Annotated in this window: 17 protein-coding genes; 1 reads left to right on the top strand and 16 read right to left on the bottom strand. The window is 65.4% G+C overall.

Features of this window, described 5'->3' with window-relative positions; genetic code table 11:
- Positions 1-155: 155 nt before the first annotated feature.
- From K32_RS20765 to K32_RS20690, 16 genes are all read right to left on the bottom strand, one after another.
- A complete protein-coding gene (locus K32_RS20765) occupies positions 156-1,148 on the bottom strand; it encodes a FecR domain-containing protein (protein ID WP_201401336.1) in 993 nt (330 codons plus the stop codon).
- A gap of 91 nt (positions 1,149-1,239) precedes the next feature.
- Entirely contained in the window at positions 1,240-1,755 is a 516-nt protein-coding gene (locus K32_RS20760) for an RNA polymerase sigma factor (protein ID WP_201401335.1), read from the bottom strand.
- Positions 1,756-2,243: 488 nt separating this feature from the next.
- Entirely contained in the window at positions 2,244-3,332 is a 1,089-nt protein-coding gene (locus K32_RS20755) for an ABC transporter ATP-binding protein (protein WP_201401334.1), read from the bottom strand.
- A complete protein-coding gene (locus K32_RS20750) occupies positions 3,329-4,852 on the bottom strand; it encodes an iron ABC transporter permease (RefSeq protein WP_244669655.1) in 1,524 nt (507 codons plus the stop codon). Before K32_RS20750 ends, K32_RS20755 begins: the two co-directional genes overlap by 4 nt.
- Positions 4,853-5,011: 159 nt before the next feature.
- Complete coding sequence (locus K32_RS20745) at positions 5,012-6,046, bottom strand: iron ABC transporter substrate-binding protein (RefSeq protein ID WP_201401332.1); 1,035 nt, start codon at positions 6,044-6,046, stop codon at positions 5,012-5,014.
- A gap of 389 nt (positions 6,047-6,435) precedes the next feature.
- Positions 6,436-7,146: a L,D-transpeptidase gene (locus tag K32_RS20740; RefSeq protein ID WP_201401331.1), complete on the bottom strand. Its 711-nt coding sequence runs from the start codon at positions 7,144-7,146 to the stop codon at positions 6,436-6,438.
- A 102-nt stretch (positions 7,147-7,248) separates the two neighbouring features.
- Positions 7,249-8,052: an inositol monophosphatase family protein gene (locus K32_RS20735; protein WP_201401330.1), complete on the bottom strand. Its 804-nt coding sequence runs from the start codon at positions 8,050-8,052 to the stop codon at positions 7,249-7,251.
- Positions 8,049-8,876, bottom strand: a complete 828-nt coding sequence (locus tag K32_RS20730; RefSeq protein WP_201401329.1) for a glycerophosphodiester phosphodiesterase family protein — start codon at positions 8,874-8,876, stop codon at positions 8,049-8,051. The genes K32_RS20735 and K32_RS20730 overlap by 4 nt, the downstream gene beginning before the upstream one ends.
- 48 nt (positions 8,877-8,924) lie before the next feature.
- Positions 8,925-9,746, bottom strand: coding sequence for a carbohydrate ABC transporter permease (locus tag K32_RS20725; protein WP_201401328.1), 822 nt, complete (start codon positions 9,744-9,746; stop codon positions 8,925-8,927).
- Complete coding sequence (locus K32_RS20720; protein ID WP_201401327.1) at positions 9,746-10,711, bottom strand: carbohydrate ABC transporter permease; 966 nt, start codon at positions 10,709-10,711, stop codon at positions 9,746-9,748. The genes K32_RS20725 and K32_RS20720 overlap by 1 nt, the downstream gene beginning before the upstream one ends.
- Entirely contained in the window at positions 10,708-11,976 is a 1,269-nt protein-coding gene (locus K32_RS20715; RefSeq protein ID WP_201401326.1) for an ABC transporter substrate-binding protein, read from the bottom strand. Before K32_RS20715 ends, K32_RS20720 begins: the two co-directional genes overlap by 4 nt.
- A gap of 58 nt (positions 11,977-12,034) precedes the next feature.
- Entirely contained in the window at positions 12,035-12,808 is a 774-nt protein-coding gene (locus K32_RS20710) for a DeoR/GlpR family DNA-binding transcription regulator (protein ID WP_201401325.1), read from the bottom strand.
- 603 nt (positions 12,809-13,411) lie between these two features.
- Positions 13,412-14,347 (bottom strand): glutaminase A, encoded by a 936-nt coding sequence (glsA, locus tag K32_RS20705; RefSeq protein WP_371813049.1) that lies wholly within the window; start codon positions 14,345-14,347, stop codon positions 13,412-13,414.
- Positions 14,348-14,352: 5 nt separating this feature from the next.
- Complete coding sequence (gadC, locus tag K32_RS20700; RefSeq protein WP_244669654.1) at positions 14,353-15,915, bottom strand: putative glutamine/gamma-aminobutyrate antiporter GadC; 1,563 nt, start codon at positions 15,913-15,915, stop codon at positions 14,353-14,355.
- 179 nt (positions 15,916-16,094) lie between these two features.
- A complete protein-coding gene (locus K32_RS20695) occupies positions 16,095-17,501 on the bottom strand; it encodes a glutamate decarboxylase (protein ID WP_371812730.1) in 1,407 nt (468 codons plus the stop codon).
- 130 nt (positions 17,502-17,631) lie between these two features.
- Positions 17,632-18,885, bottom strand: a complete 1,254-nt coding sequence (locus K32_RS20690; protein ID WP_201401324.1) for a porin — start codon at positions 18,883-18,885, stop codon at positions 17,632-17,634.
- Positions 18,886-19,718: 833 nt separating this feature from the next.
- On the opposite strand from K32_RS20690, the gene K32_RS20685 reads away from it, so the two are divergent.
- Positions 19,719-20,759 carry an FAD-binding oxidoreductase gene (locus tag K32_RS20685; RefSeq protein WP_201401323.1) on the top strand — a complete coding sequence of 347 codons (1,041 nt, stop codon included), beginning with the start codon at positions 19,719-19,721 and terminating at the stop codon, positions 20,757-20,759.
- Positions 20,760-20,865 lie beyond the last annotated feature (106 nt).

Below are 20,865 nucleotides of genomic sequence, written 5' to 3'. Positions count from 1 at the left end.
TTCCGTACCGCCTCTTTCAGCCGAGATGGACCCCATGGGTCCGACAGCGAAGAGAGTGGGTAGGAGTGATGCCTGGTCCCTTCATCGTCTTGACGGGCGAAGGGCGGCTTTGCCTAAACGGGGAGCCGAGATTTTTTTGGAGCGAGGCGGGGAACTCAGGAAATCAGCACGACGACGCCGGGGACGCGCCGAACGGACAGGCCCTGGGTCCGGGCCAGCGCCCTGACGGCGGCGAGCGCCTGCCCGGTCGAGAAGATCGCGCTGACGGGCGTCGAGGACGATGCGTTCGGAGCGAGGACGATGCGTTCGGGCAGATAGCGGCCAAGCTCGGCGATGGCGCTGTCGAAGGGGCGTCCCTCGAATATGATCCGTCCGGAGCGCCAGGCGAAGACGGTGTCCGTTTCGATTCTGATGGCCGGATCCGGGAGGCCGCCCGCCGCATAGCGGGTTTGCTCGCTCGCCGCGAGGACAACGCCGCCGTGCTCCGGGCTGGCCGCCGCTTGCGGCGCTTGCTGACCCGATACGCGGACTTCCCCCTCGGCGACGGTCACGGTGGCGACATCGTCGAACGCCTGGACGGAGAAGACCGTGCCGAGCGCGTCGGTGTTGCCGCCCAGTGCCGCGACGCGGAAGACGGTCTCGCTGGGCTTGACCCGGAACTCGGCCTCGCCGCGCAGCAGTTCGACGAGGCGCAGGCCCGACTGGAAGCGGACGGCGATGCCGCTGTCGGTATTCAGGGCCGCCGTCGAGCCGTCGGGAAGGATGAACTCCGCGCTTTCGCCGACCCCGGTCCGGAAATCGGCGTTCCACCAGATTTCCAGCCGCGGCAATGCGATCACCGCCGCCGCTGTCGCCATCGCCGCGCCGCCGATCAGGAAGCCGCGTCTGCCGAGCGTCGGGCGTCGTGGCTCGCTTGCCGCTGTCAGCGCCGCGGGGCGCGCCCGCCGGGCGGGATCGAGCACCTGGAGTTCCTGCCAGAAGGCACGTTCGCGCTCGAACGCCTGCCGATTGTCGGGAGAACCGTCACGCCATGCCTTGAAGCGTTCGATATCCGCGGCGCTGATCTCGCCCGAGTTCAGGCGCACGATCCAGTCGCGTGCGTCCATCGCGCTTCGGCGGTTTGTTTCGGGCTGTTTCTCGGCGTCCATGCGGGCGATGGTTGAGCTGAAGTGTGGCAGTTGGAGCTTGCAATTTATAGACGCGCGAAGATTGCCTTTGCCTAAAGACGCGGTCCCGATTTCATGTGCCGAATTCGTCGCGAACCGACGCGAGCCGCTCCAGCGCCCGCCGAATATGATAGTAGACCGCCTCGTCGCTGATGCCGAACTGGCTGGCAATCTTGCGGTGGGAGATGCCGTCGATCCGGTTCATCAGGAAGATCTGGCGGGTCCTCTCCGGCAACTGGTCGAGGACCGCCTCGACGGCGCGGATCGCCTCGCGCCCGATCAGAATCCGCTCCGGCGAGACGGCGTCCGACGGCTCCCAGAGAACCTCGTTCAGCTCGGTGTCGATTTCACTGCGCCGCCGTTCCTTGCGATGCTGGTCCGTCAGGGCGTTGCGGGCCACCTGGGTGATGTAGCCGCCGGGATTGTCAATCGGGACGTCGCTGGGCGCCTTGTCCAGCTTCAGCCAGGTATCCTGCAGAATATCTTCCGCCTGCGCGCGGGATCCGGTGCGTGCGTGGGCCGACGCCTCCAGCCGGGGCCGAAGCAGAAGAAACGTCGTCAGGAGTTTGCCGAAATGCCGCTTGTCCAATTTGACCCGAGGGACGCGCATGAAGCCATGGGAGATGTGCCATGGCGCCTAGCGGATCGAAGAAAATCAAGCAATCACAATAATTTGGATATGTTCCAGACTGCTTGATGATATCGCACCTGATAGTCAGTCTTAGTGATTGATATTGCTCCAGCCTCCGGCGAGGGGCGCCGTTGCCACCTGGCGCGGAAAATCGAGCGCGTTGCTGTTCAGCCACAGAAGCAAGGGGCATCACCGCCGAGCAAGACCGTCGGCAGTGGGGCGTGGAGGTCGGCGGCGAGGTCGGTCAGAAAGCCGAGGACTCCCCATCCGGTGATCTGGGTGAAGGCGAGGACCAGGAAGACGGAGACGTTTGTGGCTATCGCCCGACGCTATCGGAGCGCGATGTCAGGCACGCAACAGCGCGTCCGGCGACATCGCCCGGGCGCGCGTTGCCGCAGGAGGGCGGAGCCGCTGTGGTCGCCAGGCCTCGCGATCGATCCCCATCGTTACCGGAGCCGGGTTCCGGCGGTGAAGACGTGGGCCTTTCCGGAGATGGAAAGCCGGATCAGGGTTCCGACCGCGGGCAGGGCCATCGAGGTGGCGGCAAAGCAGATGTCCTTGCCGGTGCTCGGCGCTTCGTCGTCGGCGCAGCGCACAAGGCGCGCGGTGATGCCGCTCGATGCGCCGGCGAAATCGACCGCGATCACTTCGGCGAGCACATCGTCGGCGTCGGACTCGGCGGGGGATTGGACAGGAGAGAACGAAATCTGATCGGGACGGAGCATGAGCTCGCCGGGGCCCGAGCGGCGATCGTCCACGGCGATCCGGCCGAGGGCGCAGCGGGCGATCCCGCCCTCGATCCGTGCCGGAAGCAGGATCGCCTCGCCGAGGAATTGCGCCACCATCGGATCAACCGGCCGCAGATAGAGTTCGCGCGGTGTGCCGGCCTGCGGCAGGCGGCCCTGGCGCATGACCGCGACCTGATCGGCGAAGGAGAGGGCTTCGGCCTGGTCGTGCGTGACCAGGATCGTGGTGATCGCCTCCGCGCCGAGCAACTCCGACACCGCCTGCCGGGTCTGGGCGCGCAACCTGGTATCGAGGGCCGAGAAGGGTTCGTCGAGCAGCATCAGGCGAGGCCGCCTTGCCAACGCGCGGGCGAGCGCGACGCGCTGTTGCTGGCCGCCCGAGAGCTGGTCCGGCCGCCGGCGAAGAAAGCCCGCATCGAGGCCGGTCATCGCCATCAGCTCACGGATGCGCGCGTCGCGTCCCGCCTGCTGGCGTGGAATGCCGTAGCCGATGTTGTCGGCGATCGAGAGATGGGGGAACAGCGCGCCGTCCTGCGCGACGATGCCGATGCCGCGCCGATGCGGCGGCACGGATCGGGGCCCGTCGGCGAGCACTTCGCCATCGAGGACGACACGGCCTTGGTCCGGGGTCTCGAAGCCGGCGATGACCCGCAACAGCGTCGTCTTGCCCGATCCCGACGGTCCGACGATGGCGGTCCGGCTGCCCGGCGCGAGGTCGAGATCGATGCCGGCGAGCGCTTCCGTCGATCCGTATCGCTTCGCGACTGACCGCAATTCGAGCAGGGTCATCGTCCTGCGCTCCTTCTCGACTGGACGTGAAGCAACCATGCCAGCGGCAGGGAGACCACCACCATGATCAGCGCATAGGGGGCGGCTGCGGCATAATCGAGCTCGCTGGAAAGCGCCCAGAACGCCATTGCCAGCGTGCGGGTGCCGTTCGGCGCCAGCATCTGCGTTCCCGGCAACTCGTTGAAGATGCCGAGCGAGGCGAGCGCCATGCTGGACGCCACGCCGGGCGCGGCGAGCCGCAGCGTGACCGAAAAGAAGGCGTTGGCCCGCGAGCGGCCGAGGCTGGCGGCCGCCTGCTCGAGCTCGACTGGCGCCTGCGCGATGCTGGCGCGCAGGCTGACCAGCGCGCGTGGCAGGAACATCAGCGCATAGGCGGCGAGAATGGTGACGAAGGTCTGGTAGAGCGGCAGCGCGACCCGCACCGTGATCGTGACGAGAGCCAGGGCGACCACGACGCCGGGCAGGGAGCCGGTGACATAGTTGCAGGCCTCGAGGAGGCGCTGCAGCCGTCCCGGACGGCGGATCGCAATCCAGGCCATCGGCAGGGCCAAGAGGGTCGCCAGCGCCGCGCCGGCGATGGCAAGGAACAGGGTCTGGCCGAGCGAGCGGCCGATCGCATCGAATTTCCAGATATCGAGCCCGCCGGCGGCGAGCCAGCTTCCGAGCGTGACGCCGGGAACGCCAAGTGCAAGCGCCGTCACCGAAACCGGCAGCATCAGGAAAAGCGGCATCGTCCGCCCGAGGCGTACCCGGCGTGGCGCCATCGCTGCGCCGCTGCCAACCCGCGCATAGCGCTCGCGGCCCCGCAGCGCCGCTTCGAGGGCCAGCAGCAGCAGGCAGAACACGACCAGCACGCCGGCCAGCATGTTGGCCGCCGGCCCGTTGAAGGTCGACTGGAACTGCTCGACGATGGCCGTGGTGAAGGTGTCGAAGCGGATCATCGCGAACAGGCCGTATTCCGCCAGCAGATGCAGGCCCACCAGCAGCGAGCCGCCAAGGATCGCGAGCCGGAGCTGTGGCAGCACGATGCGGCGGAACACGCGCGCCGGCGGATCGCCGATCGCCGCGGCGGCCTCCTCCAGCGCCGGATCGAGACGGCGCATGGTCGCCGCCACCGGCAGGTAGAGAAAGGGGAAATAGGCCAGCACCGAGACCAGGACACCGGCCGCGAGGCCGTGCAGGCGCGGCAGGAGACTGACCCAGGCATAGCTCTGCACGAAGGCCGGCACGGCGAGCGGCGCCACGGCGAGGAAGGACCAGATCCGCGCGCCGGGAAGATCGCTCCGCTCGGTCAGGAAGGCGAGCGCCACGGCAAGCGCGATACAGATCGGCACGGTCAGGGCGACCAGAAGCACGGTGTTGACGAGCAGCTCGAAGACGCGTGGCCGGAAGATCATCGCCGCCGCCGCCGTCCAGCCGGTCTGGATCGTGACGAAGACGACGAAGGCAAGCGGCAGCAGCGACAGGATGGAGATCAGCGTCGCGAGGGATGCTGCCGGCGAGAGGGTCCGCCGTGGCATCGCGACGAACGTCAGGCGTGAGCGCGGTGCAGCCGTATCGGGCAGTTCATCAGAGGCGTACATGCACGTCGCACCAGGACGAAGACCGGCAGGAAATGAATCCTGCCGGGCATTGCGGCCCGGCAGGATTCGGCATGGTGACGGCCAATCGGCCCATGGCTAGAGAAGGCCGGCCGCGGTCATCAGGTCCGTGACCTTCTTGCTGTCCAGCGTCGACTGCTCGACCTTGGGCGCATCGAGTTTGGCGAGCGGCTCCAGCTTCGGATTCGAGTCGGCGCCGTTGCCGACCGCATATTCGAAGGAGGTGCCCGTCTTCAGGATTTCCTGGCCGCCCTTGCCGACGACCCACTTCACGAAGGCCTGCGCTTCGTCCGGATGCTTGCTCGAGGCGAGAACGCCGCCGCCGGAGACGCTGACGAAAGCGCCGGGATCCTGGTGGCGGAAATAGTGCAGCGCGACGTTCTTGCTGTTCTCGCCGGTCTTGGCCTGATCGCCGAACCAGTAATAGTGATAGATGACCGCGCCCTCGACCTGGCCGGCATTGACGGCCTTCATCGCCGTGCTGTTGCCCTTGTAGGCCGTGAAGTTCTCCTTCATCGCCTTCAGCCAGGCGGCCGTCGCTTCCTCGCCCTTGAGCTGCAGCAGCGCGCCGACGATGGCCTGGAAATCCGCGCCCGAGGGCGAGGCCGCCCAGCGGCCCTTCCAGCTCGGATCGGCGAGATCGAGCAGCGACTTCGGCAGCTTGTCCGCGGCGAGCTTGGTCTTGTCATAGGCGAACACCGTGCTGCGCGCGGCGATACCCGTCCACTTGCCGTCGGCGGGGCGGAAATTCTCCGGCACCAGCGCCAGCGTTTCCTTGTCGAGCGGCGCGAACAGGCCGGCCGCGTCGACCAGCGCCATGGCCGGCGAATTCTCGGTCAGGAACACGTCGGCTGGCGACGCGGCACCTTCCTGCACGAGCTGGTTGGCGAATTCGGTGTCGCCGGCATTGCGCAGCGTCACCTTGATGCCGGTCTCGGCCGTGAAGGCTGCCGCCCAGGCCTCTGCCAGGCTCTCATGCTGGGCATTGTAGACGATGATGCCTTCGGCGCTGGGCGTGACGGTCGCGTTCGCCGCGAGCGCGGCAGAAGACGTCAAAGCGAGGCCGAGCGCGAACGCCGCGGCGCTCGCGAATGAGTATAGCGGGGGGGTCATTGGCTGTCCTGCTAGAACTGCGTGGCAATTCGTGTGCCGCGCCGCACTGTTTCCACGCCGATCCGGGCAAGTCAAACAGTATGTTTTAGAATTATTTCAGTTATCAAGTAGGTTGGAACCAATTACTGGTTGAGCGGTTTGGTGTTGCTAATTCTAGCAAGATCACGACCAATAATACTCAATGCAGGTTGTGGTCATGGTTCGCCTACGTCTCCTGGGTGGCAGGATGCGGCTCCGGTACGCGCCCAACTAATCTACGCGTCCGGCATCGATTAGTTGCGCCCCTTGACCGTGTACAGCCTAGGGGCGCAGCAATGTGTCCACTCCCGCCATCGCCAGATCCCGTCTTCGCCCGTGCGCCGGCGTCCGGACCGGGGCCGGCGTCGTTCCTAGGCCGGGAGGACGAGCACCTTCGTGTTGACGGGCGTGCGTGAATAGAGGTGCAGCATGTCCTGCGTGAGCAGGCCGGTGCAGCCGCTGGTGACGCCGGTGCCGATCGATTGCGCCACGTGGGTGCTGTAGATCGTGTAGAGCGTGTACTTGCCGTCCTGATAGAGATAGAGCGTGCGGGCGCCGAGCGGGTTGTCGAAACCTCCCGGCATGCCGCCGGCATATTTGGCGGCCTCCGGCTGGCGCTGGATCATCTCCTTGGGCGGCGTCCAGACGGGCCATTCGGCCTTGCGCCCGACATAGGCCTCGCCGCTCCACAGGAACCCCTTGCGGCCGACATTGGCGCCATAGCGGGTGGCGTTTTCCGCGTCTTCGATGCGATAGACATAGTGCTTGCCGGGATCGATGATGATCGTGCCCGGCGCTTCCTTGTTGGCGTAGCGCACCGTCCGCCGGTAATATTTCGGATCGATCTTCGCGACATCGACCGCCGGAATCGGGAATTTCTCGTCCGGCACCGGCCCGTAGACCTTCGCCGCTTCCGCGCGGCTCATGCCGCCCGATGTCGCGCAACCGGCAAGCCCAAGCGCGCCGAGACCGACGGCCGAGCCGACAAGAAACGATCGGCGGTTGAGAAGCCCCGACCGAAGCTCAGGCAGAGCTTCCTCGTCCCTCTCGCCGCGATCGGCACACACACGATCCATGACCATGATTTCGGAGTTCCCCGCGTGCTGCTGCCCGCCCAGCGACCTGCCCAGCTGAGATTGCCGCCAAACGGCTCAATTGGCAAATTCGGACTTTCGCGCGGGAGATCAAGCCGGAACCGCGATCTTGTCGAGTAAGGGGCGGACCTTCGCCAGAAAGCGCTCGCTGCCGCAGGCGAAGCGGAGTTTGGCGTCGAGGCCGGTGCGCTGCCAGTCGATCGTATGCGACGCGCCGAGGCTGGCGAGAATGGGTAGCCCCGCCATGACGTCCCAGGTCGAGTCACCCAGAGCCAGATATCCATCTGTCTCCCCCAAGGCGATATCGACGAGGGACAGCGCCGACGAACCGCAGAAGCGGACATTGATCCCGAGCGCATCCGACACGAAGCGGATCAACTCGACACGATCCGAGGTGGAGACGCTCGGGTGCCAGCCGATCCCCGTCGCGCCCTGGGAGAGGTCGAGCGCCGGCAAGGGCGGCACAGGCTTTCCGTTGCGCTGCGCCGGGACATCCAGGCCGCCCGACAGCATCAGGTCGCGGACCGGCGCGAATAGGGTTCCGTAGATCGGCGTCCTGTTCTCGAAAAGGCCGATGGAAATGGCCCAGTTCTGGCCGCCGCGAACGAAGTTGAAGGTGCCGTCGATCGGGTCGATGACCCAGATCCGGCCCGACGAGCCCGCGATTTCGCCGCGCTCCTCGCCAAAGATCCCATCCTCCGGAAAGGCCCTTTGCAGGCTCGCGGTGAGATAGTCTTCGACGGCGCGATCCGCCTCGGTGACGAGGTCGAGATGGCCCTTCTGTTCCACCGGCAGGCTGGCGAGCGACCGGAAATGCCGAAGCGCGATCTCGCCGGCGCCCCGCGCGATCGCTTCAATCCGCGCCTGGGTGGCGCGCGCGGCATCCTCCGTCATGAGATCGCATCCACCTTTGCGACGGTCAGGCCGCAGGCGCGGACAAAATCCATGGCCCAGGCGACGTCATCGCAAACCAGCAGGTCGATCCGTCCTGCCCGAAGCAAGGCATCGAGCGTCTCGAGATAATCGAGGCCATAGCCGGCCCGCAGCCGGAAGTATTGCGGCGGCGGCACATAGTGGCTGACGCCGATATCGGCGCCATGCAGGCTTTCGGCCAGGTCGGCGGAGAATTGCGGGTAGTCGGTATTCATGACGTCCATGGTCGCCGAGCGGGCGGTCAAGGCCGGCTCGGTCAGGCGATGGTAATTGATGCCCATGGTGTGGATGCGCGGTTCCAGCCGCTTGATGTCGCGCAGGACCACGTAGTCGAAGGAGCTGACGAGCACGCGCTCCAGCATCCCGGCGTCGCGAAGCGCTGCAAGCACATTCTCCAGATAGGCGGTGCCTTCGAATTGGTCCTTGATTTCGACGATCAGGCCGATGCCGAGATCCCGGCTGAATGCCAGTATATCCGCGAACAGCTCGATCGGCTGGCCGTCGATGGCAAGGCCATTGCGCGCCCTGGTCCGAAAGGAGGAAATCTCCGCGTAGTCGAGCTGGGAAATGAGGCCGGTACCCGTCGACGCGTTGTCGAGAATGTCGTCGTGGAACACGACGAGGCGACCATCCTTGGTCTGACGCAGGTCGATTTCGCAGAGCGAGGCGCCCAGCTCGGCGGCGCGCCGGAGGGCAGGGCGGTTGTTCTCGTGTCCGTCGACGACGTGACCGCGATGGCCGCAGACCAGAATGCGCCGGGAGCGCGAAGGCAGGATGTCAAACATGGTTTTCGACCCGATGGGGGAAAAGGGTGAGCCTTGCCGGCGCGAAGGCTATTTGAGGCCGCTGCGGGCAAAGCTGGTGATGAATTGCTTCTGCAGGATCAGGAAGATCGCGACCATCGGCAGCGCCGCCATGGCGCCGGCCGCCATCACGACATTCCAGTCGGTGGTGTAGACGCCGCGCAGCAGCGCGAGACCCGGTCCCAGGGTCAGCTTGTCGATCGAGCGGTTGACGACGAGCGGCCACAGCAGGTCCTTCCATTCCGACAGAACGGAAAGGATCGCCAGGGAGAGGATGCCGCTGCGGGCGACCGGGACGACGATCGTGACCAGGATCCGCAGGTGGGAGGCGCCGTCGAGGCGCGCGGCCTCGATGAGCTCGCGCGGGACGCCGCGGAAAAACTGATACAGCAGGAAAACGCCGAACACGTCGAACAGCGACGGCAGGAAGAGCGCGACGAGCGTATCGGTCATCCTGAAACTGGCGATGATGGCAAAGTTCGGCACGATGAAGATATCGCCCGGCACCATGATCAGCACGAGAATGCCGACGAGAATGGCGCTGGTGCCGGGCACCTTGATGATGGCGAGGGCGTAGGCCGCCATCGCGCAGATGACCAGCGTTCCCATGGCGCGGCCGAACGAGACGGCGATCGTGTTGACGAGCAGCGTCGCAAACGGGACGCGGTTGAACACCTCCGATATGCCGTCGAAGGTCGGCGGCGACGGGATGAGGTTCGGCGGGACCATGAGGGTCTGGCCGGTCGTCATCAATCCGGTCGCGACCATCCAGGCAAACGGCACCAGAATGATCAGCCCGACAAGGGCGATGAGGATCTGGAGCCGCCAGCCGGCCTTGCGTTCCGCCTGCATCAGCCGTGCTCCCCATAGTGCACGAAGCGGCGCTGCAGACGCATGAGGACGATCGACACCGCCAGGATGATGACGAGCAGCACAAGCGAGACCGCCGCCGCGTAGCCGCGCTGTCCCGTCTCCAGGAAGGCGAGATAGAAATAATAGTAGACCAGCGTAAAGCCGTAGTTCAGCGACACCGAGTGATCGACGGGCGGCAGCAGGACATAGACGACGTCGAAGAGCTTCAGCGCGCCGATGGTCGTCGTGATGATCACGAAGAACAGGGACGGCGTCAGCAGCGGCAGCGTGATGGAGAGGAACTGTCGGGCCGGTCCGGCGCCATCCAGCGTCGCGGCCTCATAGAGGTTCGGCGAGATCTCCTGCATGCCCGCGTAAAGAATGATCGTTGGCACACTGAACGAGAGATAGATCACGAGCAGCGACACCACGACGGTCACGCCCGCGGCGCTGCCGAACCAGCTCACCGGCGCCGCGCCGATCGCCTGCAGGGCCGAATTCACGAGGCCGTATTGCGTCTGGAACATCCAGCCGAAGACCAGAATGGCCGCGGTCGGCAGGCAGACGGCCGGCAGGAAAACGATGGCCCGGAATGCGGATTGTCCGCGGAAGCGATGCTGCATCAGCGTGGCGAGCGCCAGCGAGACCAGGATGACGCCGGGCACGGCGATACCAGCGAACTTGAAGGTATTGGCGATCGCGACCCGGAGCTGCGTGTCGCCAAGCAGCTTCTGATAATTGTCGAGGCCGGCGAATTTCGGCGCGCCAAAGGCACCGGCGTTCATGAACGACAACCAGATATTGTAGCCGAAGCCGTACACCCGAAAGAGGAGCAGGCCGCCGAGCAGCGGCAGCAGCAACAGGTAGCCGACCACGGCGTCGCGATGGACGAGGCTGCGTCGCGCGATCGCGCGACGCGCCTTCATGGCCATGCCCGGCAGGCGCTGAAGGATCTGGCCCGTCAACGCAGCGCCCCATTCAGAAGCGCGTCGATCCGCTGCGCCGCGTCGCTGGCCGACAAGGCGTCCGAATAGAACTCGCCCATCACGGCGCTGCTGATCTGCGGCATGGCGGACAGCACCTTGGGATGGGCCGTCGTGGTGCGCAGATAGCTCTGCGCACTCGCTGCGTCGAGCGCCGCTTCGAGACCTGCCAGCTTGCCATTGGTGGCGACAAACGCCGCGCGCGCTTCCGGCGCCGTGTTGGCCGGCAGGGCCGCGCCGCCTTGCGCATGCAGCGCGGCGCCCGCGTCGGAAGTGAGGAACTTGATGAGCTCCCAGCTTTCTTCCTTGTGCCGGGAGTTGACGTTCATGACGTAGGAGAGGCCGTTGGTGTCGTTGGCCCAGGAGCCGTTGACCGCCGGCAGATGGACGACGCCGAACGTGCCGGCCGGCGCATCCGATTTGGAGAGCAGGCTGAGGTTCCAGGACGGGATCTCGGCCAGAGCCAGCTTGCCGGAGAGGAGGGCGTTGACCGGGTTGAAGTCGGTGGAATCCGCGACCTTGAGAATGAGCCCGCTGTCCTGCAACGCCTTGATCATCCCGAGGGCCTGGATGCCCTCCGGCGACGACATTCTGCCCTGGCCATCCGCGATCACGCTGGAGCCTAGCGCGTGGACGAGGCTCGCGACGCCGTTGTTGAAGGAATAGTTGTAGTAGAGCGGCACGACGGCCGATGACGTCCGCTTCTCCTTTACCTCGCCGGCGATGCGAACCATGTCTTCCCAGGTCCAGTTCGCAGAGGGCGCCGCAATGCCGAGGTCCTTCAGCAACGAGGCATTGTAGACAAAGGTCCAGGCATCGAAGTCCTTCGGAATGCCGTATTGATGACCGCCGAGCGAATACAGATCCGCGATCACCTTCTTGTAGCCGGCGAGCGACAGGCCATCCTTCGCCATATACGCGTCCAGCGGCTCCAGCGCCCCGCCATCCACGTAGTAGGATGCCTTGGAGCTCTGCCACATCACGTCCGGCCCCTCTCCGGCGCCCAGCGATGCATCCAGCTTGACGTAGTACTGGTCCTGCGGGACCTGTTCGAGCGATACCGCGATATTGGGATGCGCGGCTTCAAACGCATCGACGGCCATCTGCACGCCGGCCTTTTGGGCGGGGTCCCAGATCATCAAGGTCAGGTTGATGTCGGCGGCAAGCGCCGTGCCGGCAGCGGATGTGGAGAGCAGCGCGGCGGTAGTCGCCATGGCCAGGAAGGCACGACGGTTCGTCTGGAGCATTGTTGTCTCCTGAAGGCTCTGTCTGGTGAGGATGACGGTGTCGAAGCGGTCGTGGCGACTAGGTCGCTATGGCGAACTTCTTGCGCAGTGCTTCCGGCGCCGCGTCGAGGATCGTGCGCGCGCCCGCGTCCGTGACGATGACGCCGACGTCCTCGATCCCGGCGGTGACGGAGAAGCTCGACTTGGCCAGTTTCGAATGGTCGGCCACGACGATCACCCGGCGCGCCACCTCGATCATGGCGCGCTGCACGCCGGCATTCGCCGGTGAGCCGGTGAAGATCAGGCCGCGATCAAAATCGATTGCGGCGGCATTGAGGATGAGTTTGTCGACATGGAACTGGCGGATGAAGCTCTCCGCCAGCGCGCCGCGGAAGGAGCGATTGATCGCGGCATATTCGCCGCCAACCGCATAGACACGCTCCGCCTCGGCGCGAATGAGTTCGGCAAGGATATCGGCGCCGTTGGAAATGAACGTCAGCCCCTTGCGGCCGCCAAGCAGCCTGGCGACCGCGAGCGAGGTCGTGCCGGCGTCGAGCAGCACCGTGTCGCCATCCGCGATCATGCCGGCCGCGACGGTCGCAATCGCCGCTTTCTCGGCCTGACGGGAGACCGCGCGCACGGCATTGGCGGGATCCTGCCCGACCTGCGTGACGCTGACGGCGCCGCCATGCGTGCGGCGCAGCCGGCCCGCCTCGTCCAGCTCGCCCAGATCGCGCCGCATGGTTGCGCCCGAGACGCCCAATTGTTCCGCCAGCGTCTGGACGTCGAGAAACCCCTTCTCGCCCAGGAGCTCCAGGATTTTCTCGTGACGTTCCTCGGCCGTGTTCAGCACGTGAGCTTTCCTCTTCTTGATCGATATTGAGCATGACGATCAGAAATGAAAACGTCAAATGAATATCTGATGACAAGAAAAGCGCCGGAATGTGACGTTTTCACGTTGAGCGGAGGCCGGGTCGCGATAGCGTGGCGCCGAAGTTGCTCGCCGAACGTCCGAAGTTTGATCGATTTCGCGCACATAAAGGGCGTTGCACGCATCGGCCTTTCGGAGGCTTGCCGTGCGGAGGGGGCGAACCCCGTGGCCTCGCTAGCCCAATCCCGGAATGATGACCGGAAGCCGTGAACCGTCGGCATCGGCTCGATCTCGAAGCGACGCGACATCGTCGTGAGGCTCTCTTGGAAAGACCCTTGGAAGCTCAGCCGGCAGGGCTGCTGCGCGCCATCATTATGGCTGGCCTGAATGGGCATTCGCGCCGGCCCGCTGCGTCGTCTCTCCGCGGCCCCTGCATCTGCCGCTGGCGCCGGTTCGTGCGCTGTCGGCTCGTCCATTCGCAGATGGAGCCCCACATCGTTCCAAGCAAACGATGAAGGGCTCCACCCCTTTGTTTTGTCGCGCCTTATTCCCGCGATCTGGTTGCCGGCTTCGCAGGAAAATGCGCTATGGGCGGGAGAAGAGGCTGAGGCCCAGGGTGTTGGCCACGCTGGCGACGGCCGCTTGTGCCTTCACGCTGTTGCCGACGGGGTCGAGCGGCGGCGAGAAGGCGGCGATCGCCATCTGGCCCGGCACGACGGCCAGGATGCCGCCGCCGACGCCGCTCTTGCCCGGCAGGCCGACCGTGTAGGCCCAGTCGCCGGAGGCGGTGTAGAGGCCCTCCATCGTCATCTCGGCGAGGATGGGCCCGACATTCGCGGCCTTGACCACCCGCTTGCCGGTCAGCGGATTGACGCCGCCCGAGGCCAAGGTGGCGCCCATCGCGGCGAGGTCCGTCGCCGTGATCAGGGTCGAGCACTGCCGCGTGTACACCTCGACGGCGTCCATCGGCTCCGAATACATGGCGCCCGCGCCCTGCATCAGCCAGGCCATGGCCCGGTTGTGGAAATTGGTCGTCTGCTCGGAATCGTTGACCTCCGTGCTCATCGTCAGCGCGCGTCCGGCGAAGGCGCTCTGGATGCCGAGGATCTGCTGGTAACGATCCTCCTTGTCCTTGGCCGCCACCAGGCTTGTCGACGCGATGGCGCCCGCATTGACGAGGGGGCTGAGCGGCCGGTCGCCATGCAGTTCGAGCGCGATCACCGAATTGAAGGCCTCGCCGGTCGGATCGGCGCCGATCTTCTTGCGGAAGGCATCGGTGCCGATCTGCTCCATGGCCAGCGCCATGGTGAAGACCTTCGAGATCGATTCGATCGCGAACTCGAATTTCACGTCGCCGGCGGAGAAGATCTCTCCGCCGGTGGTGACCACCGCGACGCCGAACAGATCCGACGGGACGGAGGCGAGATACGGGATGTAGCTCGCGTTTTCGCCGCCGGTCAGCGCCTTGTTGTCCGCATAGGCCTTTGAAACCGCCTGCTGCACCAGGTTCTTTTCGATCACGATCGTCACGTCCTTGCCCTTCCCTTGGTCTGCGGCGCCTTGGCCTGCGATCCCTTGGCCTGCGGGACGGCTTGCGCCTCCCAGGTGAACGGCGCGAAGTCGGGATCGACGCCCTTCCAGGACGGCTTCCGGACGGCGTAGATCAGGCTCGGAATGACCAGGAACGCGCCGGCGAGGACGACGAGCAGCCCGACATAGATCGCAGGGCTGCCGACGCTGATCTGGTCGGGCGGAATGAAGCTGAAGACGAAGGCCGTCAGCGCGGACAGGAAGCCGACGCCGCCGACGATCCACATGCCGACATTGCCGCCGGGAAGCCGGTACGGGCGAGGGCGGTTCGGCTGGCTGTAGCGCAGGCGGATGGCCGCCGCGAACATCGAGATATAGGCGATCAGATACAGGATGTTGGCGAGCTGGTTGAGGATCTGGTACGCGGCCTGCACCGAGGGCAGTACGACGAACAGGATCGACAGCAGCGTCACCAGCACCGCCTGCAGCAGCAGGATGAAGGTCGCCTGGCCGTGCTGGTTGGTCTTCTGCCAGAGCTTTGGCAGATAGCCGGCCTTCGCCACCGCCAGCACGCCCGTCGAGGGGCCGACGACCCAGGTGGTCACGCAGGCGAAGACGCCGATCGCCAGCATGATGGCGACGACCGACGACGCCCAGGCGATTCCAGCCCATGCGAAGAGATCATGATAGGCGGTCAGGATCGCCTGCGTCAGGTTGATGTCCTTGCGGGGAACCACGAAGGCGATGGCGAGCGTCGCCAGCACCAGGATCAGCACCGTGCCCGCCGCCGCCAGCATGATGGCGATCGGATAGTTCCGCGTCGGGTCCTTGACCTCCTTGACGTGGACGGCGTTCATTTCCATGCCGGCGTACATCAGGAAGATACTGGCCGCGAGAACGACGTTGCCGAAGTTCGTGAAGTCCGGGATGACGTCGCCCCAGCCGATCGTCACCTCGGGCGCCTGGCCGGAGAGAACATAGGCAAAGCCGAGAACGATCAGGATGGTCGCCGGGATGAACACCCCGATGACGCCGCCCCATTTCGCCACGGCCGAAAAGGCCGCCGCGCCGCGCAAGCCGATGAAGGTCGCCGCCCAGTAGACCAGCAGCACGAGCGCGAGCACGAAGAACTTGTTGCTCGCAATGGTCGACGCGACCTGCTCGTTCGGATCGACATAGGCGATCGACACCGCGCCGAAGGTCAGCGCCGTCGGCAGGAACACGCAGACCTCGACGAACAGGATCATCATGATCGTGAACGCCAGGCGGCCGCCGAAGGCCTCGCCGATCCAGCGGAACATGCCGCCCTTCTCGGGCCATCCGGTCGCCAGCTCGGCGGCGATGAGGGATACCGGCACGAGGAAGAGGACCGCCGCCAGCAGGTAGTAGAAGATCGAGCTCAGGCCGTATTCGGCTTCGGACGGCAGGCCGTTCAGCGATACGACGGCGGTAACGTTCAGAAGCGCCAGGCCGAAGATCGTGATCTTGCCGGCATCGAGCTTCTGCCGGGATTGCGCGGGAAGCGCGCTCGCTTTCGAGGTATCGCCAACGGTTGTCACAGTAGCCTCCAGCCACTCATCGGTTAAGAACCGGCGCGTTCAGCGACGCTCACGCCGCGATGCGGCCCGGTCCGATCTGTCCATGTGTCCGATCTGCCCACCGGGATGGCTTCGTCACCCGCCGCGGCCCCCCGCGACGACGGGGACGTCGCGGGGGGCTTCGATGCAGGGTGTTGAAGTCAGTTGTGGTTGAAGCCGCTCGCCTCATCGGATGTCAGCGGCTTCACCACCGGGTGTTTGGCGAAGAAGTCGATCGCGCGGCGCATGTCGTCGAGCAGCAGCGACGCGAGGTCGAGGCTGACGCCATGGCGCACCAGGATGCGCTGGATCACCAAATCCTGCCGGTCGGCCGGCATGGAATAGGCCGGCACCTGCCAGCCGCGGCTGCGCAGGCGATCGGCGAGGTCGTACAGCGTGTAGCCGCCGATGCCGTTCGCATCCTTCAGTTTCCAGCACAGCGCCGGAATTCCGTCCTGGCTGTTGCCGTCGAACAGGATCTCGAACGGGCCGAGCGCGCCGATCTCGCGGGCGAGATACTGCGCGGTCGCGTAGCAGGCGTTCTGGACCTTGGCGTAGCCTTCGCGGCCGAGGCGGATGAAGTTGTAGTACTGCGCGATCACCTGGCCGCCGGGGCGGGAGAAGTTCAACGCGAAGGTCGGCATGTTGCCGCCGAGATAGTTGACGTTGAAGATCAGTTCCTCGGGCAGGTCGGTCTTCTCGCGCCAGACGATCCAACCCGCGCCGAGCGGAGCGAGGCCGAACTTGTGGCCGGACGAATTGATCGACTTTACGCGGGGCAGGCGGAAGTCCCAGGGGATGTCCGGGGCGCAGAACGGGGCGAGGAAGCCGCCGGAGGCGCCGTCGACATGGATCGGGATGTCGAGACCGGTCTCCGCCTGCAGCTTGTCGAGCGCGTCATGCACCGCCTTCACCGGCTCGTACTGACAGGTGAAGGTGACGCCCATGGTCGGCACGACGCCGATCGTGTTCTCGTCGACGCGCTTCAGCACCTCTTCCGGGCTCATGATCAGCCGGTCGCCCTCGAGCGGGATCTCGCGCAGTTCGACGTCGAAATAGCGCGCGAACTTGTGCCAGCAGATCTGCACGGGGCCGCAGATCAGGTTCGGCTTGTCGGTCGGCTTGCCTTCGGCGAGGCGCTTCTTGCGCCACTGCCACTTGAGCGCCAGGCCGCCGAGCATCGCCGCTTCCGACGAGCCGACGGTGGAGCAGCCGAGCGTGCCGGTCGGATCCGGCGAATTCCACAGATCGGCGATCATCGCGACGCAGCGCGCCTCGATCTCGGCCGTCTGCGGATATTCGTCCTTGTCGATCATGTTCTTGTCGATCGACAGCGCCATCAGGTCGCGGATCTCGTCGTCGACCCAGGTCTGGCAGAACGTCGCCAGGTTCTGGCGCGAATTGCCGTCGAGCATCAGCTCGTCGCGTACCGCCGCGAAGACGTGGCGCGGCTCCCGCTCGAGAAGCGGGAAGCCTGACTTCGGCAGACGCAGCGAGAGATCTTCCGACGCATAGATGTCGTCGAGAATATCGCCGCGCACCGAGGCGCTTGATTTGCTTTCTGTCACAATAATCTCCCAGGACAGGATTGGTGTCGCCGCTTTGGTATCGGGGGGATCCCGTTCTTCGGGATCGGAGACTTTCCGGGGGCCCCCTTGCAGACGACGGCTCCGGCTTGGGAAAGCCGGAGCCGCCGGATCAGAACGTGTATTGCGCCATCAGCAACAGCTCGTGCGCCTTTTGTGATGACTGTGGCAGGCCATTCGATGTGTTCACATAGTCGTTGGCCGCGTAGTAATTGTAGATGTACTGCGCGACGAGCGAGGTGTTGCTTGTCGGCGACCAGACGAGATTAGCGCCGATGTTGAAATTGTCGCCGCCGGAGCCGCCGTAGGTGGCCTTGGCGACCTCGTCATGAAGCTTGAAGTTCGCGTAGCCGCCGAAGACCGCCGAATTGAGCGTCGGCGTCCAGTTGTGGAGGTATTGCGCCGTGACGTTCCAGCCGGTCACGCGGGAGAGACCGTTCGCGGCGCTGTAATAGGCATCCGGCGGCGCGAAATCGCCGCTCGGATTGACGAGGCCGAGATAGGTGATGGCGCCGTCGACATAGGCGCTCTGCAGGTAGAGCGAATCGTTCGCGGCGATCATGGGAAGGTTGATCATGACGCCGCCCTGCACGGCATAGCCCCAGGTCGACGGGTAGTCGCCGCCGGTCTGCGTCGTGCCGTTGATCTCGATCCGGTGCAGGGCGCCCGAGACTTGATAGCGGCCCCAATCGGTCGTCTGGCCCAGCGCGCCGATGATGTCCGGCTTGGACGAGTTCTGCTCATAGGCGAACGGCGAATTGGCATCGGCGGGGTCGATGCCGCCGCCGCGATAATTGCCCTGCTCGATCGAGAGCGTCGCGGCGAAGCCGTGCGGCAGGGTGGCGGTATAGGCGACCAGCGGCAGGCTGGTGCTGTCGCCGATCGTCGCCGGATCGGTGCCCTGGACATTGGCATTGCCATAGAAATCGAAGAACGAGTCGCGCCAGCCGACGGTCGCGCCGGCCCATGCGGCGGTGATCGTCTGCGGCTCGAACTGGAATTCCGACGGTCCGCCCGAATAGGGCTCGGCGCCGCGATACTGGAAGCGTATGTCGGTCGTCGTCGTCAGCGGCCCGCCAAGACCCAGCTCGGTCGTGGTGCCGAGGGTCAGGCCGAGCGTCGCGATGCCGTAGACCTTGGACGCGTCCGAGGGATAGTCGGTATAGCGGTTCGAATAGACCTCGCCCCAGAGATAGCCGCCGGGCTTGATGCAGGTCTTCAGCGCCTCGACCCAGAGGTAGCCCTTGTCCTGGACGGGACATTGCCGGTTTGTCTCGACGCCGTTCGCGACGGCGTGTCCGCTCCCGGCCGCGATCAGGCCGACCGCCGCGACGAGCTTCGCCAGATATTTCTTGGAATGCGCCATGTGCCCCCTCGACAACGCAGGCAAACCGATCGGATCGCCGCCCGGGGCGACGCGCTGGAGCCAACATCGAAGGCTGGCGTGTTCCGCCTGCCTCGCTGTCGGAGCTCAGGGGAAATGGATTTTGACGTTTCGGGCGCCGGACGGCGCCGCTCCTTCGGCGAGGAGCAACCTTTCGGCGAGATCATCCCGGCGACAGCGGAACGAAAGCCGTTGGACGCGGATTCCCGCGCATTGTCCGGATCGAAACCGCGGGACGGCGCATCGAAAGATGGCCTCGCACACCCCCTATCGCACCACCCTAGGATGGCGCTTTCGGGTCCGGCAACTGCTCGATCGATCGGTTGTCAACCAAGGGTTGTGATGATAGCCTAGCTGTTTGAATCAATACTAATAAAAATCGATGCAAGGATGCGCTACGCAAGTATAGGCACTTGAGGCAGTGTCCTTTCACTTGCCAAAGCATGCCACAAGAGTACCGGCCAGCACAGGCAACGCGGGATATGGTCGGGGTTGCAGCCAGATGCCGCCGCTGGATTGACGGCCTCGATCGCTTCGACTTGGACCTGCGATCAAAGCACCCGACGGCCCCAATTTTCCTCAGATCGACAATTTCGAAACGGTGCAACGGCCACGGACTGGACGCCGATTTATCCGGCTCACTATCCCCTTGCCTCCATGGACTTTGCCTTGGAATAGGCCGGATGTCTTCGACGCCGGAGCAAGGCGCTGAATCTCGATCCGTTTGCGCGTGAGGGCCGGCGCTGGAAGAAAGGGCGCAGGCAGAGTTAAAAGCGGCGAAACCCGCGAATTTGCAACAGGCTCCAATCGACATCATGACAGGCAAGGGCAGGATCATCGTCGTCGGCGGCGGCGTCATGGGCGCTTCGGCGGCGTGGCATCTCGCGAAGGCCGGCGGGGAAGTCACGCTGATGGAGAGCTCGCCTGCCTCCGGCGCCACGGCGACCGCCTTATCGTTTGGATGGGTCGGCGCCAGCGCGAGCACGCCGTCCAGTGACCCCGAGGCCTTTGCCCTGAGGCTGAAGGCGCTGGAGGCGTTCGCCCGCTTGGAGCGCGACCTTGGTTCCTTGCCGATTGCTGCGCGCGGGGCGCTTCTCTGGGGCGCTACCGAGGATGAAACGGGGGCGATGATCGCCGAGCACCGCGCGGCCGGCACACGGATGGAGGCTCTTTCGCGCAGCCAGACCGCCGAAAAGGAGCCGGCACTTGCCGCGCCGCCGCGTCTTGCCGCTTGGGCGCCCGACGACTTTGCCCTGGAGCCGGCCATCCTTGCCCGCCAGCTGGCCGCAGGCGCGCAGGCCGCCGGTGCGTGCATCCGCCACGGAACGGTTGAGGCAATCGAGACCGCAGGAGACCGGATCACCGGTGTCCGGGTGGAAGGGCAGACGCTCCCGGCGGATCTCGTCGTGCTCGCCAATGGCCACGGCGCGCGCCAGCTCGCTCAGACGGTGGATTTGGACCTGCCGATCCATGGGTCGCCGGCGGTCCTGGTTCGATTGGCTGCTGGGGCCAACGTCCTTCGCCACCTGCTCTGCGCGCAGGATCTCGAGCTGCGCCAAGCCTTGGGGGGCGGCCTCGTTTCGGCTGCCGACTATCCGGAAGAGGGCGCCGCCGGCCTTCCCGCGCTTGCCGCGCAGACCGCCGCCGCCGTCGCCCATTTGCTTGGCGTCGCGGCGCCGCTGCCTCTTCTCTCCATTGGCGCCGCGCAACGTCCGATGACCGGGGATGGAACGCCTCTCCGCGGTTTTGCCGGAAAGATCGAAGGCCTGTATGCGCTGGTCGCTCACCCGGGCGTGATCCTTGCGCCGCTATTGGGTCGACTTTGCGCCGAGGACATTCTCGGCCTCGGGAGGTAGCGCCGGAACTCCGCCAGCGGGGGCGCGAGGACCGGCTTCCGCCCTGGACGGCGATGCCCGATGCCGGCGAGGCCCCATCGGAATGGATTCGGTCGTGCGGCCGACT

The sequence above is a fragment of the Kaistia sp. 32K genome, assembly GCF_016629525.1.
In the GTDB taxonomy this organism is placed as follows: domain Bacteria; phylum Pseudomonadota; class Alphaproteobacteria; order Rhizobiales; family Kaistiaceae; genus Kaistia.
Note: the sequence above shows the minus strand (reverse complement) of the source record. Positions and strands in the feature narration are given on the sequence as shown.

Excerpts from the sequence above, each read along its gene's own strand:
- K32_RS20765 (WP_201401336.1), bottom strand. The coding sequence starts at position 1,148 with ATGGACGCCGAGAAACAGCCCGAAACAAACCGCCGAAGCGCGATGGAC.
- K32_RS20755 (WP_201401334.1), bottom strand. The coding sequence starts at position 3,332 with ATGACCCTGCTCGAATTGCGGTCAGTCGCGAAGCGATACGGATCGACG.
- K32_RS20740 (WP_201401331.1), bottom strand. The coding sequence starts at position 7,146 with ATGGTCATGGATCGTGTGTGTGCCGATCGCGGCGAGAGGGACGAGGAA.
- K32_RS20725 (WP_201401328.1), bottom strand. The coding sequence starts at position 9,746 with ATGCAGGCGGAACGCAAGGCCGGCTGGCGGCTCCAGATCCTCATCGCC.
- K32_RS20735 (WP_201401330.1), bottom strand. The coding sequence starts at position 8,052 with ATGACGGAGGATGCCGCGCGCGCCACCCAGGCGCGGATTGAAGCGATC.
- K32_RS20730 (WP_201401329.1), bottom strand. The coding sequence starts at position 8,876 with ATGTTTGACATCCTGCCTTCGCGCTCCCGGCGCATTCTGGTCTGCGGC.
- K32_RS20745 (WP_201401332.1), bottom strand. The coding sequence starts at position 6,046 with ATGACCCCCCCGCTATACTCATTCGCGAGCGCCGCGGCGTTCGCGCTC.
- K32_RS20690 (WP_201401324.1), bottom strand. The coding sequence starts at position 18,885 with ATGGCGCATTCCAAGAAATATCTGGCGAAGCTCGTCGCGGCGGTCGGC.
- K32_RS20685 (WP_201401323.1), top strand. The coding sequence starts at position 19,719 with ATGACAGGCAAGGGCAGGATCATCGTCGTCGGCGGCGGCGTCATGGGC.
- K32_RS20715 (WP_201401326.1), bottom strand. The coding sequence starts at position 11,976 with ATGCTCCAGACGAACCGTCGTGCCTTCCTGGCCATGGCGACTACCGCC.
- K32_RS20750 (WP_244669655.1), bottom strand. The coding sequence starts at position 4,852 with ATGCCACGGCGGACCCTCTCGCCGGCAGCATCCCTCGCGACGCTGATC.